This is a genomic window from Actinosynnema sp. NPDC050801 (assembly GCF_040673975.1).
Taxonomy (GTDB): Bacteria; Actinomycetota; Actinomycetes; order Mycobacteriales; family Pseudonocardiaceae; genus Actinosynnema.
The window spans coordinates 536,565-551,330 of the sequence record NZ_JBFAQZ010000001.1 but is presented as its reverse complement, the minus strand read 5'-3'; the positions used below and the strand labels follow the sequence as shown (position 1 = coordinate 551,330).

The window sequence follows — 14,766 nt, the reverse complement described above, 5'->3', positions numbered from 1 at the left end:
TTGGCAAACGAAATACCGGTGACCCCGGTCTCACGGTCGCCGCTGATCACGGGGGTAGTAGAACGTCCCCATGAAGGTGGACCGGCTGGAGATCGAGTACGACCCGCGGACCGTCCTCGACGCGGCACGGGCGGCCGAGGCCGAGGGGTGCGACGGGTTCTGGGTGGCCGAGACGCGGCACGACCCGTTCCTGGCGCTGGGCCGCGTGGCGGGGCAGGTGGCACGGGTCGAGCTGGGCACGGCGATCGCGGTGGCGTTCGCGCGCAACCCGATGAGCACCGCGGTGCAGGCCAACGACCTCCAGCTGCTGTCCGGCGGCCGGTTCAACCTCGGGCTGGGCTCGCAGGTGGAGCCGCACGTCACCAAGCGGTTCGGCATGCCGTGGTCACGGCCCGCCGCGCGGATGCGCGAGTTCGTGCTGGCGTTGCGCGCGATCTGGGACGCCTGGGCCACCGGGGAGCGGCTGAGGTTCCGGGGCGAGTTCTACACGCACACGCTGATGACGCCGTTCTTCGACCCCGGCCCCAACCCGCACGGCCCGCCGAAGGTGTGGCTGGCGGGCGTCGGCGAGCTGATGACCGAGGTCGCGGGCGAGGTGGCGGACGGGTTCCTGTGCCACGCCTTCACCACCGAGCGGTACCTGCGCGAGGTGACGCTGCCCGCGCTGACCCGGGGCCGGGCCAAGGCGGGCAGGACCCTCGCCGGGTTGGAGATCAGCGGACCGTCGCTGGTGGCCTGCGACGAGGCCGCCGTGGCCGGGGTCAGGCGGCAGATCGCGTTCTACGGCTCCACGCCCGCCTACCGCAAGGTGCTCGACCTGCACGGCTGGGGTGATCTGCACGAAGAGCTGCACCGCCTGTCCCGGCGGCAGCGGTGGGACGACATGGCCGCCGCCGTCACCGACGACGTCCTGGAGGCCTTCGCGGTCGTGGGCACGCCCGAGGAGGCGAAGGCCGAGGCGACCCGCCGCTACGGCGACGTGATCACCAGGATCGCGGCACCGGTCCTCAGGACCGGATGAGGTGCCGTCCGCTCGGGTCTTCCCTGACCCAGTGCCGGAACAACTCGGCCCGGACCCGCGCCACGGTCCGCCGCCGCACCCAGCGCCGACGTCCCACCCGCGCCGCGAGCACGGCCAGCGGCAACGCCAGCACGGTCACCACGACCATCGTGAGCATCGCCATCACCTCCACGGTGGCAACGACACCGTCGCCCACACCTGACGCCAATGGTGAAAAGGTCACCCCGATGGAGCAGTGCGACCGACTCGCCCCGTAGTCGGTGGGCGAGCGGAACGGGGCCGGGCACGACGAAGGCCCCGGGTGGGACACCCGGGGCCTTCGGATCTCGCGAGCCGCCTATCGGAATCGAACCGATGACCTGCTCATTACGAGTGAGCCGCTCTGGCCGACTGAGCTAAGGCGGCGAGACGCGACAACTATAGCCCAACCCATGAGCGTCACCGCGCCGGGGTTGACTCGTTAGAGCAGGAGTGACGCTGCTCACGCGCGCGTCGCGAGGATGACGCCGCCCTGGAGGTTCGACCACATGCGTTTGATGGCCGTGCCCGCCGCCGCCGTGCTGGTCGCGCTCTGCGCCGCTCCCGCCCTCGCCCAGCCGACGACGCCCGTGCCCGGCCCGCGTGACCCGAACCAGCCGCCGGTGTCCGCCGGACCGGCACCCACCGCGCACGCGATCGGCGACGCGGGAACCGGGTTGGCCGTCGTCAGGCTCGCGCCGGACTCGACGCCCACCGAGACGATCCTGCCCGGCTTCGGCGAGCAGCTGCCCCGGCAGCCGGCAGCCGAGATCGGCGTCGGGCTGGCCTCCGCCCAGGCCAACACCGAGTCCTACCTCGCCTCCGAGCGCTCGGTGGCGCAGGCGTCGCCGCTGGGCTTCGCGGTGCGGGGCCGGGCGCCGCAGACACCGGGCACCCTGGTGCAGACCGCCTCGCCGGACAACGCCGGACCCGTCACCGGTGGCCTCACGCCGCCCGCCACGCCACTGGACGCGCTGCTCAAGGTCGGCCTGCTCAACGGCAGCGTGCACGCCCGCTGGGACGACGACCTCGGCCCGTGCGTGCAACCGCTCGCGGACGCCGAGACCTCCGTCGCGTCCCTCAGCGTCCTCAACGCGATCCCCACCCTGCCCAGCACGCCGGACCTCACCGACCTGCTCGCCGGTGACGCGCCGAAGCTCGACGCGACCGCCAAGCAGTCCCTGATCGACCAGGTCAAGCAGCTGACCGCGCCGCTCAGCCAACTCGGCGGCCTGCTCTCCGGCACGCCCGACAGCGGCGCGGACGGCTCGCTGCTCAGCCTCCCGGACACGCTCAGCGCCCGTTCCACGGTCGAGCTGGTCGACCTGCCCGGCAGCCCGAACAAGGCCGTCCGATCCACGTCCACGCTCCAGGCGGCGAGCGTGCGGCTGCTGGCCGGCACGCCGGCCGAGATCCGCGTCGACGTGGTCGGCCAACCGACCCTCGTCGCGCTGTCCACCGGCGACCAGGCCACGTCGAAGATCACCTACACCGCCCCGGTGCTGCGGGTCGTCCAGGGCGGCCGGGAGCTCGGCACGCTCGACGCGGCCAACCCCAGGCTGGACGTCCCGATCGGCCTCGCCCCCGGACAGAAGCTGCCGCTCGTCGGCGCCCTGGCCGAAGGGCTGCCCAAGCTCGACATCGGCGTGCTGCGGCTGCAGATCGCGCAGCTCAACCAGAAGGACATGGTGCTCGACGGACCACTCCAGCAGGACGGTCCCACCATCAAGGGCTTCATGCTCGGCGCCACCGCGCGCCTGCTCGACCTCCAGCTGCTGCCGACCGACGCGCTCGGTCTGCCGAACCTGCCGTCGGCGCTGGCACAGGTGTCCCTGGGTGAGCAGATCGTGCGCGCGGCGGCGCCGAGCGGCGGCGTGGTCTGCGCTCCCACGCAGGCGCCGCCGGGCGGTGGCGGGCAGGCGGCACCGCCGAAGGGCCAACCGCTGGCCTACACCAACGCCGCGTACAAGGCGGTGCCGATCTTCTGGACCGGGACGGCCCTGCTGCTGATCGGCGCCGTCGTGGTCGGCGCGCTGCCGAACCGCCGCCGTCCGACGGCACGCCCGGCCGGCGTCAAGACCCGATCGCCCGAGCCACCGCCGGCGGCCTGAGCACGGGCCGTCAGCCCCGCTGGAGCGTGGTGAGCATGGCCTCGATGGCGATGCGCGGCTTCACGTTCAGCTCCAGCGCGGTCCGGCAGTTCAGCACGGCCTCAAGCCTGCGCAACGTCGACTCCGGCGTCCACTCCGACGCCGCCGCACGGGCGTCCTCGGCCCGGTCCGGGTGGTTGAGCACGGCCCGCGCGCCGGTCGTCGTCACCAGCACGTCCCGGTAGAACGCGGCCAGGTCGACCAGCGCCTGGTCCAGGGAGTCGCGCTGGGTCCGGGTGGCCCGCGACTTCTGCCGCTTCTCCAGGTCCTTCAACGCGCCCTTGGCGCCGCGTGACGCGGCGGCCGTGCCCTTGCCCGTGCCGCCACCGCCCATGGCGGTCTCCAACGCCTCGCGCTCGGCCACGTCACGGCCCTCGTTCGCGGTCAACGCGTCACCCTCGGCGGCCGAGACGAGCTGGTCGGCGCAGGTGAAGATGTCCGCGGGCCGCCGCAACGCCACGGGGATCCGCAGCACGGCCTCGCGCCGCGACCGGGACTGCTCGTCGGTCGCCAACCGCCGCGCCCGGCCCACGTGCCCGCCGCACACCGAGGCCGCCCACGACGCCACCTCCGGCGCCACGCCCTCGTCCTCCAGCGCCGACGCGATCGCCGCGGCCCGCGGCGTGGCCAGCGACACGATCCGGCACCTCGACCGGATGGTCACCGACACGTCCTCGGGGTGGTCCGACGGCGCGCACAGCAGGAACACGGTCCGCGCCGGAGGCTCCTCGACGGCCTTGAGCAGCGCGTTCGCCGCGCCCTCGGTGAGCCGGTCGGCGTCGGCGATGATCACCACCTGCCACCGCCCGGACGTCGGCCGCCGGGCCGACACCTGCACCAGCGACCGCATCTCGGCCACCGAGATCGACAGGCCCTCGGGCGCGACCACCCGCACGTCGGCGTGCGTGCCGGCCAGGGCCGTGTGGCACCCGGCGCACGAACCACAGCCCGGCCGGTCGTCCGCGGTGGTGCACAGCAACGCGGCGGCGAACGCCCGTGCCGCCACCGAGCGCCCCGACCCGGGCGGCCCGGTGAACAGCCACGCGTGGGTCATCGCACCCGGCGCGGGCGACCCGCCCGCCACGATCGACGCGGCGGCCTCGGCCGCCGCCGACAACACCGCGACCGCCTCGGGTTGACCGACGACGTCGCCCCACACACCACGGTTCACCAGCCGACCGTACCGATCCGTCAGGACGTTTCCGCCACCGGCTCGACCGGCATCCTGGTCCGCCGGGCCAGCAGCGGCAGCACCGAGGTCCGCACCCGTTCGGCCACCTCGTCCTCGGTCCCGTCGGCGTCGACCACGACGTAGCGCTCCGGGTCGGCCGAGGCCATGTCGGTCAGCAACTTCTGCACCCGCCAGTGGTGCTCGACGGTGTCCAGCGTGCCGCCGGCGGCCCGCACCTGGGACGGCATCCGGTCCAGCAGCACCGTCACGTCCGGCCGCAGCCGCCCGGTGGCCCAGTCGACCAGGCCCTCCACCTCGCGCGGCTCCACGCTGCCCGCCGCGCTGAAGTGCGCCAACGGGCTGTCGACGTACCGCTCCATGACGACCAGCGCGCCGTTGTCCAGCGCCGGGCGCACCTCGCGCTCCACCACGTCGGCCCGCACGGCGGCGGCCACCAGGGCGTGCGCCCGCACACCGGCCAGGTCGGCGGTGGTCAGCAGGTTGCGCAACCGCTGCTCGTCCAGGTCGGGGTCGGAGGCCAGCACCACCTCGCGCCCGGTCTCGCGCAACGCCTCGGCCAGCCTCCTGGCCTGCACGGACGTGTCCTGCCGGGTGTCGCCCTCGACCGCGATCAGCAGGCCGCCCGTCCGCCGCGCCCGGCCGCGCAATGCCGCGAGCAGGTCGGACAGGATCGGCTCGGACCGCCGGTTGTCCATCTGCCGGTAGGCGATCAGGCCGAGCAGCGCGGCGATCACGCCCGCGCCGAACAGCACCGGCCGGGTGCCGTCCACCTGCATGGGGTGGTCGAAGATCGTGATCGTCCGCTTCTGCACCAGCGTGACCAGCAGCGGCGCGGCCGCCGACGCGGCGAACAGCACCACCTTGAGCAGCGACTGGAGCAGCGCCACGGTCCGGCCGCGCATCGCGTCCTCGACCTGCGAGCCGACGATGGTCAGGCCGGTGAGGAACGCCATGCCGGCCGACGCGCCCACGAACGCCACCGCCACCAGCGCGATCCAGAGGTGCGGCGCGAAGGCCACGAACAGCAGGCTCAGGCCGGCGACCAGGATCGTCACGCCGAACAGCCGGTCGTAGGGCAGCCGCCGGGCCATCCGCGGCGCGGTCGCCATGCCCAGCGCCAGGCCCGCGAACACCGCCACGAACAGCAGGCCGAACGTGGAGTCGCCGCCCAGCAACGACTGCGAGTACGGGGTGGCCGTGCCGATCACCGCGCCGGCCGCGGCGAACGCGCCGATCATGCCGATGACCAGGCCGCGGACCAGCGGTGTGCGGGCGGCGTACTTCATGCCGTCGCGCAGCATGGCGAAGAAGCCGGGCGCCTCGCCGTTCTCCCGGGTCCGCTTGACCGCGGCGATCCGCCCGGACAGCTCCGGGATGCGGGTCGCCACGATGATGGCCGACGTCACGTACAGCGCGCCGTTGACCATGACCGCGATGGTCGCGATCCGGAACTCGATGTTGTTGCTCTGCAGGCCGAGGTAGCCGGGGATGCCGGAGATGATCGAGTACAGGCCCGCGCCGGAGATGACCGAGATGCCGTAGGTCATCACCAGACCGAGCTGGTTGGCCGTCTCCACCTGGTCCGGGCGGCGCAGCAGGTTCGGCACGGCCGAGTCCTTGGCCGGGATCCACAGCATCGCGCAGCAGCCGACCAGGAAGTTCGCGATGAACAGCCACCACGCCGTGCCGACCAGCGCGATAGAGATGAACAGGCCACCGCGCAGCAGGTCGCAGACCACCATGATCTTGCGGCGGTCGAACCGGTCCGCGAGCACACCGCCGAGCGGGGCGAACAGGATGCCGGGCAGCAGCTGGGTCAGCACGACCAGGCTGAGCGAGAAGCTCTGCCACTGGTAGCTGTCCATCATCTTGGTGACCAGGCCGGTCAGCGCCAGCAGTGACAGCCAGTCACCGACGCTGCACAGATAGGTGACACCCCAGAGCCTGCGGAACGGCCGGATCGCCAACACGCTGCGAATCCGGTGGCTGGTCGAGGCCGCTGTGCCGCCGTCTTGGATGGTGCTCACCCCCGCCGATGATGCAGGCCGTAAGGGTAGCCGGACCGATTCACCCGCTTGACCACATCCGCCGTTCGGGTGACCGAAGCGAGATCATCGCACCAGGTCGACCACGGCTTCGATGATCTCACGCAGCACGTTGAACAGCAGCCCGCTGAGCGCGGCCAGCACGACCAGGCACCCGATCAGCCCGCCTTTGCCCTTCTTCGGACCCTGCCGCACCGCGTCCTGCTGAGGCTGGTGACTGGCCAGCTGCGCGTGCGGCACGTGTGCCGCGGGCATCCCGGACACGTGTTGCACCGGAGCGCGCACGGGCTCGCGCGGCTGCTCGCGAGCAGCCGCGCGGCGGGTCGGCGGGACGTAGGCCGGTCCTGGCTGCGGCACGGGCATCGGTGGCGGCGGCACGACCGGCGGCGCGGCCTTCGCCTCGTAGCGCTCGCCCGTCACCAGCCCCGCGAGCGCGTCCGGGAACAGCGGCGGGGGCGGGGGCGGCTGCGTGCCGTCGTAACCGAACCGACCGGCACCGAACCAACCGGCACCGAACCGACCGGCACCCGAGCGACCGGCGCCGGTCCGGCCCGCACCGGACTGGCCGGGCCCGGACTGGGCGGCACCGGGCAGGCCGGCCCCTGGCTGGTCGGTACCGGGCCGACCTGGGTCTGAGCCGTCCACCGCCCCGCCTCCCCTAGCTCTTCGTCTTCGCCGGAGCCTTCTTGCGCGCGGGCGCCTTCTTGGCCGCCGGGGCCTTCTTCTTCGTCGTCGGCCCCTTGGCCCGCTTCTCGGCCAGCAACTCGGCCGCCCGTTCGTCGGACAGGCCTTCCACGCTGTCGGTCTTGCGGAGCGAGGCGTTCACCTCGCCGTCGGTCACGTAAGGGCCGAACCGGCCCTCCTTGACCACCATCGGCTTGCCGGAGACCGGGTCCGCGCCCAGCTCCTTCAACGGCGGCGCGGCGGCCGCCCGGCCCCGCTTCTTCGGCTCGGCGTAGATCTTCAGCGCCTCGTCGAGGGTGACCGAGAAGAGCTGGTCCTCGCTGGTCAGCGACCGCGAGTCGGTGCCCTTCTTCAGGTACGGCCCGTACCGGCCGTTCTGCGCGGTGATCTCCGCGCCGGTCTCCGGGTCCTTGCCGACCACGCGCGGCAGCGAGAGCAGCTTCAGCGCGTCGTCCAGCGTCACCGAGTCCAGCGCCATCGACTTGAACAGCGACCCGGTGCGCGGCTTCGGCGGCTTCTTCGTGCCCTCGGGCGCCTCGGGGAGCACCTCGGTCACGTACGGCCCGAACCGGCCCTCCTTGGCCACGATCTCGTGCCCGGTGACCGGGTCCGTACCCAGCGAGCGGCCCTCCTGCGGCGTCGAGAACAGCTTCTCCGCGACCTCGCGGTTCAGCTCGTCCGGCGGCAGGTCGTCGGGCAGGTTCGCCCGCTGCGCGCTGGTGCCGCCCTCCGGCCCCTCGACCTCGCGCTCCAGGTACGGCCCGTAGCGGCCGACGCGGACGTAGACCGTGCGGCCCTCGTCGTCGGAGAACAGCGGGATCGAGTTGACCTCGCGGGCGTCGATCGCCTCGACGCTGGAGCCGACCAGCTTCTTCAGGCCGCCGGACCGGCCGACCGACGACTCCGGGCCGACGTTGCCGCCGAAGTAGAACCCGGACAGCCAGGTGGTGCGCTCCTGGCGACCCGCGGCGATGCCGTCGAGCTCGTCCTCCAGGGCGGCGGTGAAGTCGTAGTCCACCAGCCGGCCGAAGTGCTGCTCCAACAGCCCGACCACGGCGAACGCCACCCACGACGGAACCAGGGCGGAGCCCTTCTTCCACACGTAGCCGCGGTCCTGGACGGTGCTGATGATCGAGGCGTAGGTGGAGGGGCGGCCGATGCCGAGCTCCTCCATCGTCTTGATCAGGCTCGCCTCGGTGAAGCGCGGCGGCGGGCTGGTGGAGTGGCCGTCCGCGGACAGCTCGGCCGCCAGCACCGACTGGTCCTTGACCAGCTGCGGCAGGCGCGACTCGGCGTCGTCGGACTCGCCGCCCGCCTCCGAGTCGACCGTCTCCACGTAGGCCTTGAGGAAGCCCGCGAAGGTGATCGTGCGGCCGGAGGCGGCGAAGGTGACGGCCTCGCCCGCCGCCGTGGTGCCGGAGATGCGGACGCTGGTCGTGTTGCCGCGCGCGTCCGCCATCTGGGAGGCGATCGTGCGCTGCCAGATCAGCTCGTAGAGCTTGAACTCGTCGGACTCCAGCTCGCGGGCCACCTCGCCGGGGGTGCGGAACACCTCGCCGGCCGGGCGGATGGCCTCGTGCGCCTCCTGCGCGTTCTTGACCTTGCGGGTGTACTGGCGCGGCTCCTTGGCCACGAACTGCGAGCCGTACAGCTCGGTGGCCTGCGCCCGGGCCGCCGTGATCGCGGTCTCCGACAGCGTCGTGCTGTCGGTGCGCATGTAGGTGATGTAGCCGTTCTCGTACAGCTTCTGCGCGGTGCGCATGGTGCGGTCCGCGGAGAAGCGCAGCTTGCGGCCCGCCTCCTGCTGCAACGTGGAGGTCATGAACGGCGCGTACGGCTTGCGCGTGTACGGCTTCTCCTCCACCGAGGAGACCGTCATGGCGGCGTTGACCAGGCCTTCGGCGATGGCCCTGGCCTGCGCCTCGTCCAGCACCCGGACATCGGCCGCGCCCTCCTTCTGGGCGGCCTTGAGCCTGCCGTCGGAGCCGAAGTCGCGGCCCGTGGCCAGGCGGGTGCCGTCGACCGCGATCAGCCGGGCGCCGAACGTGCGGGGCGAGGCGTCCGCGCCCGCGTCCATGGTCGCCGAGACGTCCCAGTACGAGGCCGTGACGAACTTCATCCGCTCGCGCTCGCGCTCGACCACGATCCGGGTCGCCACGGACTGCACGCGGCCCGCCGAGAGCTTCGGCATGACCTTCTTCCACAGCACCGGGCTGACCTCGTAGCCGTAGAGGCGGTCGAGGATGCGGCGGGTCTCCTGCGCGTCGACCAGGTCCTGGTCCAGGTCGCGCGGGTTCGCGGCGGCGGCGAGGATCGCGGGCTCGGTGATCTCGTGGAACACCATCCGCCGGACCGGGACCTTCGGCTTCAGCGTGTCCAGCAGGTGCCAGGCGATGGCCTCGCCCTCGCGGTCGCCGTCTGTCGCGAGGTAGAGCTCGTCGACGTCCTTGAGCAGCTCTTTCAGCTCCGCGACGGTCGAGCGCTTGTCCGGCGTGACGACGTAGAGCGGCTCGAAGCCGTGGTCGACGTCGACACCGAGCCGGGCCCACGGCATGCCCTTGTACTTCGCGGGCACGTCGGCCGCGCCGCGGGGCAGGTCCCGGATGTGCCCCTTGGATGACTCCACGACGAAGTCGTTGCCGAGGTACGACGCGATCTTCCGCGCCTTCGCGGGCGACTCGACGATCACCAACCGCCGGTTGCCGCTCGCTGATCCCCCGTTTGTCTTCCTCGCCCGTGTCGATCCAGCCACGCCGTCCCGCTCTCTTCGAACACTGTGTCCCGACCCGCCAGTGTGCACTGTCCTTTGTCGCCGCTGGGCAGCCCTGGTCGGGACAGGGTGACACAACTGCGCCGGATCCTCCGCCAACCCGACGCGCTACGCGGCCGGCCAGGTGCGCTCCGCGACGCCCCTCGGCGCGCGTCCGACCAGCTCCGCGAGCCGTTCGAGCCGCCGTCGGCCGACGACACGCAGCGCCGGTCCCCCGGCTCTCCCCGCCAAGAGTGTCGCCGGGAGGCCCGACGTGGCCAACGCTTTTCGGAGGGTTTCGTGGGTGTCGGGCGCGTCCGGGTCGAGGCCGAGCAGGTACCCGGAGCCGGACTCCACCCACCTGCCGGACGCGAGCGCCCACAGCCGCAGCGCGCCGCCGTCGAGGGTGAAGTCCGGGGGCACGACCTTGCGGTCGCCGTCGAACCACTGCCCGGCCAACCCGGCCAGGTCCGCCCGGAACGGCGTCGTGACCTGCCAAGACTCCGTGATCTCCGGTTCGGCCAGGTCCGGATCGGCCAGGTCCGGATCGGTCGCCTCGGGATCGGTCATCCCGGAGTCGGTTTCGTCGGAGTCGGGCGCCTCGGGGTCGGCGGCGGGCTCGGGTTCCGACTCGACCGGACCGCGGCGGCCCGACCCGATCACCACCGGCGCGAACCCGTCCGGCTCGTCGTCCACCGGCTCGTGGTCGATCAGCTCGTCGTCGATCGGCTCGTGGTCGGGCAGCTCGTCCGTCGGCTCGTCGTCCGGCAGCTCATCCGCGGGCTCGTCGGCCGCGCTCGGCTCGTGCCCGGCTGGCTCGGATCCCGTCCCACGGTCACCGGCGTCCTCGTCCGGGACGGCTTCGGGCTCGGCCGCCTCGACCCGCACCGGCCGGGAGCGGATCAGCTCGACCCGCGCCTGCACCCCGCGCTCGGCCAGCGCCGCCACCACGGCGACGGCTCGGTCCCGGGTGTCGAGGTCCACCGACACCCGGGCCGCACGTCCCCGGGCGAAGCCCAGCGCCCGGCCGGGTCCGCACAGCAGGCCCGCCAGGTCACCGACGCAAGGCTGTCTCGCCTCGGCCGAGTAGAAGGACAGTTGCCCCACGGAAACGCAGCGTAGAACACACGTTCGACCACGGCCAGTCTCCGAAGGGCTGAACCACGTGCCCCACCGGTCTCAGCGGTCCCAGCGGGGCGTCAGCCGCCGAGCGACTTCAGCGCGTCCGCCATCTTGACGCACTGCGGGGCCTGCTTGAACGCCTCGGCGAGCTTCGGGTCCTCCTGGAGCTTCTTGATCTGCTCCTGGAGCTTCGACGGGTCGGCCTGGTCGCCACCCAGCTCGCCGAGCTTGGTGCTGAACTCCGGGTCGTTCGGGTCGAGCGCGGCCAGCTCGGTGTTGACCTTCTTCAGCTCCTCGCCGGAGTCCTGGAAGAACTTGACCAGCTCGTCGTGCAGCTGCTGGGTCTCCGGCGAGGGCGCGCCGAGCTCCTCCAGCTGCGCGCCGGAGTCCGTCAGCGCCTTGCCCGCGTTGGAGGTGTAGTCGAGCATCGCGGTCTTCTGCAGGGCCGGGTCCTCGGCGCCACCCTCGAACATCGTCTTGAGCAGGTTCATCACGCCCTCGATCGTGGGCCCGAGACCGTCGCAGAACGTGCCGGTCCACTTCACCGGGTCGGCGTTGGCCGCCGTGGTGGTGGTCGCGGCGGCCGTGGACGAGCCCGACCCCGAGGACGACGAGCCACCACCGCACGCGGAGGTGACCAGGACGGCGGCGAACACGCCGGCGAGCGCGACACGGTGCTTCACTAATACCCCCAAGAAGATGACCAGTCGATGGCGCAACCTACTACGAGGTGGGTGACGCCGACTCCGACGGCCTCAGGGTTCGCAGGTCCTGGCAGGCACCGGCCTTCTCGGCCGCCGACGACAGCTCCGGTGACGCCTCCAGCTGCTTCAGCGGCGCCACGAAATCATCCAGACGTGTGATGGCCTCACCGGCGGCCTGGAGCCCGCCCACGGGGTCGTTGGCGTCCGCCGCCTCGATGGCCGCCTTGGCGTCGGTGAAGTTCTTCGCGATGTCGGTGAACGTCGCCGCCATCTGCTCCACCTGCTGGTCGCCGCCCGCCACCGGCGACGGCCCGACGTCGCGCAGCCTGGCCGCGGTCTGGCTGAACGCGTCGGCCATCTGGCCCATGTAGGCGCCCATGTCGGCCTTGAGCTTCGCCGGGTCGTTCGCGTCCAGCTGCGGCGGCGTCTTCTGCACCGTGGCGAACGACGCCGCCGCGGTGCACACCTTGTCCATGTACGCCACCGCAGCGGCGTCGGAGGGTGACGTGGACGACGTGGGCGCGGTCGTGTCACCCCCGGACCCGCACCCGACGAGCGCCACGACCACGGCGGTCGCGGCGACCAGCGGAAGAAGTCTCATCAGGGTGCTCCCCATCGTTCTGTGTGGGTTCGACTCCGGGCGACACCCAACAGTGTGCCCCCATCCGGGCGAGCCCACCCGACCTGCCCTGGACGTGCGAGGGCGGGGTGCCCCGGATCCCGGCACCCCGCCCCTACCCGCACGTCACGCGGAGGTGGTGGCCTCCGCCGGGGTGTCCGCGATGGCCGTGCCGCGCCGCTTGGACACGACCACGGCCGCCACGATGATCAGCGTCGCCACGATCGCGATCGTGTACCGGATCCCCGCCGACGCGTCCGCGCCGACCGAGAACGTGATGATCGCGGGCGCGACCAGCACCGAGACCAGGTTCATCACCTTGATCAGCGGGTTGATGGCCGGACCGGCGGTGTCCTTGAACGGGTCGCCGACCGTGTCGCCGATGACGGTCGCGGCGTGGGCCTCGGAGCCCTTGCCGCCGTGGTTGCCGTCCTCGACCAGCTTCTTCGCGTTGTCCCAGGCGCCACCGGAGTTGGCCAGGAACACCGCCATCAGCGTGCCGGTCGCGATCGCACCGGCCAGGTACCCGGCCAGCGGGCCGACACCGAGGCCGAAGCCGACCGCGATCGGCGCCAGCACCGCCAGCAGGCCGGGGGTGGCCAGCTCGCGCAGCGAGTCCCTGGTGCAGATGTCCACGACCCGGCCGTACTCGGGCTTGACCGTGCCGTCCATGATGCCCGGGTTCTCCCGGAACTGGCGGCGCACCTCGAACACGATCGCGCCCGCGGCGCGGGTCACCGCGTTGACCGCGAGACCGGAGAACATGAACACCACGGCCGCGCCGATGATCAGGCCGACCAGCACGTTCGGCGCGAACGCGACGAAGTCGACGTCGCGGAACTCGCTGCCCACGGCGTCCAGCGCCTTGTCGATGGCGTCCTTGTAGGAGCCGAACAGCGCGGTCGCCGCCAGCACGGCGGTGGCGATCGCGATGCCCTTGGTGATGGCCTTGGTGGTGTTGCCCACCGCGTCGAGCTCGGTGAGGATCTGCGCGCCCTCGCCGTCCACGTCGCCGGACATCTCCGCGATGCCCTGGGCGTTGTCGGAGACCGGGCCGAAGGTGTCCATGGCCACGATGACGCCGACCGTGGTCAGCAGGCCGCAACCGGCCAGCGCGACCGCGAACAACGCCACGACGACCGAGCCGGAGAGCAGGAACGCGCCGTAGACCGCGCCGCCGATGACCAGCGCGGTGTAGACCGCCGACTCGAAGCCGACCGAGATGCCGGACAGGATGACCGTGGCCGCGCCGGTGAGCGACGTGCGGCCCACCTCCTTGACCGGCTTGTGCTCGGTGCCGGTGTAGTAGCCGGTCAGCCAGAGGATGACGCCCGCCAGCACGATGCCGATGATCACCGCGACCGCGGCGATCAGGGCCGGGTTGCCCGGGGTGCGGGCGATCGTCTCGTCCACGCCCGCGAGGCCCGCGAACGAGCTGGGCAGGTACAGGAACGCGGCGACCGTGCACAGCACCGCCGAGATGACCGCCGAGATGTAGAACGAGCGGTTGATCGCGGTCAGGCCGTTCTCACCGGTCCGCGCGCTGGTGATGTAGACGCCGATGACCGCGGTGAGCACGCCGATCGCGGGCACGATCAGCGGGAACAGCAGACCCTTCGCGCCGAACGCGGCGGTGCCGAGGATCAGCGACGCCACCAGGGTGACGGCGTAGGACTCGAACAGGTCCGCCGCCATGCCGGCGCAGTCGCCGACGTTGTCGCCCACGTTGTCGGCGATGGTCGCGGCGTTGCGCGGGTCGTCCTCGGGGATGCCCTGCTCGACCTTGCCGACGAGGTCCGCGCCGACGTCGGCGGCCTTGGTGAAGATGCCGCCGCCGACCCGCATGAACATGGCCAGCAGCGCGGCGCCGAAGCCGAAGCCCTCCAGCACGCGCGGCGCCTGGCCCACGTAGACGAACACGACCAGGGCCGCGCCGAACAGGCCGAGGCCGACGGTGAACATGCCGACCACGCCGCCGGTGCGGAACGCGATCCGCATGGCCTTCTCCCGGCCGCCCGTCTCCTTGGCCGCGGCGGCGACGCGCACGTTCGCGCGGGTCGACAGCCACATGCCGAGGTAGCCGATGACGGCGGAGAAGCCGGCGCCGACGAGGAAGAACAGCGACCGGCCGATCCGTTCGCCGATGTCCTCGGCAGGAAGCGCGAACAGCAGCACGAACACGATGACGACGAAGATGCCGAGCGTTCGGAACTGCCGGTTGAGGTAGGCCGCTGCGCCCTCTTGGACCGCCTTGGCGATGTCCTGCATCTTGGAGGTGCCCTGGCCCGCGGCCAGTACCTCCCGGAGCAGCACGTAGCCCACGGCCAGGGCAGCCAGGGCGACCACGGCGACCACGGCGACGAGGCCGCGATCACCTCCGGAGAGCTCTAGGCCCTCCGCGAGGAATTGCCGGGACATCCGTCCTCCTGGTGAGTTTTCCAAGCCCAATGCCAGGGCCACCC

General features: G+C 72.1%; 11 protein-coding genes and 1 tRNA gene. 2 read left to right on the top strand and 10 right to left on the bottom strand.

Translation table 11 applies throughout. The features are described 5' to 3' along the window. Positions 1–70: 70 nt before the first annotated feature. Entirely contained in the window at positions 71–1,021 is a 951-nt protein-coding gene (locus AB0K14_RS02720) for a TIGR03617 family F420-dependent LLM class oxidoreductase (RefSeq protein ID WP_360466172.1), read from the top strand. On the opposite strand, the gene AB0K14_RS02715 is transcribed toward AB0K14_RS02720, so the two are convergent. Together AB0K14_RS02715 and AB0K14_RS02710 are read right to left on the bottom strand one after the other, a co-directional pair. Next, on the bottom strand, positions 1,008–1,184 hold the full coding sequence (locus AB0K14_RS02715; protein WP_360466169.1) for a hypothetical protein: 177 nt from the start codon (positions 1,182–1,184) through the stop codon (positions 1,008–1,010). The genes AB0K14_RS02720 and AB0K14_RS02715 overlap by 14 nt on opposite strands. Before the next feature lie 168 nt (positions 1,185–1,352). Continuing rightward, positions 1,353–1,426: transfer RNA gene (locus AB0K14_RS02710), tRNA-Thr, on the bottom strand. A gap of 122 nt (positions 1,427–1,548) precedes the next feature. Here AB0K14_RS02710 and AB0K14_RS02705 point away from each other — a divergent pair. Continuing rightward, positions 1,549–3,150, top strand: a complete 1,602-nt coding sequence (locus AB0K14_RS02705) for a hypothetical protein (RefSeq protein WP_360466166.1) — start codon at positions 1,549–1,551, stop codon at positions 3,148–3,150. Between the two features lie 10 nt (positions 3,151–3,160). Here AB0K14_RS02705 and AB0K14_RS02700 read toward each other — a convergent pair whose 3' ends face one another. The 8 genes from AB0K14_RS02700 to AB0K14_RS02665 form a co-directional block, all read right to left on the bottom strand. Then, entirely contained in the window at positions 3,161–4,360 is a 1,200-nt protein-coding gene (locus tag AB0K14_RS02700) for a DNA polymerase III subunit delta' (protein ID WP_360466164.1), read from the bottom strand. Between the two features lie 20 nt (positions 4,361–4,380). Beyond that, positions 4,381–6,408, bottom strand: a complete 2,028-nt coding sequence (locus AB0K14_RS02695; protein WP_360466162.1) for a dTMP kinase — start codon at positions 6,406–6,408, stop codon at positions 4,381–4,383. Between the two features lie 84 nt (positions 6,409–6,492). Further along, on the bottom strand, positions 6,493–7,071 hold the full coding sequence (locus tag AB0K14_RS02690; protein ID WP_364337195.1) for a hypothetical protein: 579 nt from the start codon (positions 7,069–7,071) through the stop codon (positions 6,493–6,495). Between the two features lie 13 nt (positions 7,072–7,084). Next, on the bottom strand, positions 7,085–9,862 hold the full coding sequence (topA, locus tag AB0K14_RS02685; protein ID WP_360454838.1) for a type I DNA topoisomerase: 2,778 nt from the start codon (positions 9,860–9,862) through the stop codon (positions 7,085–7,087). A 126-nt stretch (positions 9,863–9,988) separates the two neighbouring features. Then, positions 9,989–10,966, bottom strand: coding sequence for a hypothetical protein (locus AB0K14_RS02680; protein ID WP_360454835.1), 978 nt, complete (start codon positions 10,964–10,966; stop codon positions 9,989–9,991). A 92-nt stretch (positions 10,967–11,058) separates the two neighbouring features. Continuing rightward, positions 11,059–11,664 (bottom strand): hypothetical protein, encoded by a 606-nt coding sequence (locus AB0K14_RS02675; RefSeq protein WP_360454832.1) that lies wholly within the window; start codon positions 11,662–11,664, stop codon positions 11,059–11,061. A 40-nt stretch (positions 11,665–11,704) separates the two neighbouring features. Further along, positions 11,705–12,286: a hypothetical protein gene (locus tag AB0K14_RS02670; protein ID WP_360454829.1), complete on the bottom strand. Its 582-nt coding sequence runs from the start codon at positions 12,284–12,286 to the stop codon at positions 11,705–11,707. Between the two features lie 144 nt (positions 12,287–12,430). Further along, the gene (locus AB0K14_RS02665) at positions 12,431–14,722 is read right to left on the bottom strand and encodes a sodium-translocating pyrophosphatase (RefSeq protein WP_360454826.1); all 2,292 of its coding nucleotides are present in this window, start codon (positions 14,720–14,722) and stop codon (positions 12,431–12,433) included. Positions 14,723–14,766 lie beyond the last annotated feature (44 nt).

Excerpts from the sequence above, each read along its gene's own strand:
- AB0K14_RS02720 (WP_360466172.1), top strand. The coding sequence starts at position 71 with ATGAAGGTGGACCGGCTGGAGATCGAGTACGACCCGCGGACCGTCCTC.
- AB0K14_RS02715 (WP_360466169.1), bottom strand. The coding sequence starts at position 1,184 with ATGGCGATGCTCACGATGGTCGTGGTGACCGTGCTGGCGTTGCCGCTG.
- AB0K14_RS02705 (WP_360466166.1), top strand. The coding sequence starts at position 1,549 with ATGCGTTTGATGGCCGTGCCCGCCGCCGCCGTGCTGGTCGCGCTCTGC.
- AB0K14_RS02670 (WP_360454829.1), bottom strand. The coding sequence starts at position 12,286 with ATGAGACTTCTTCCGCTGGTCGCCGCGACCGCCGTGGTCGTGGCGCTC.
- AB0K14_RS02665 (WP_360454826.1), bottom strand. The coding sequence starts at position 14,722 with ATGTCCCGGCAATTCCTCGCGGAGGGCCTAGAGCTCTCCGGAGGTGAT.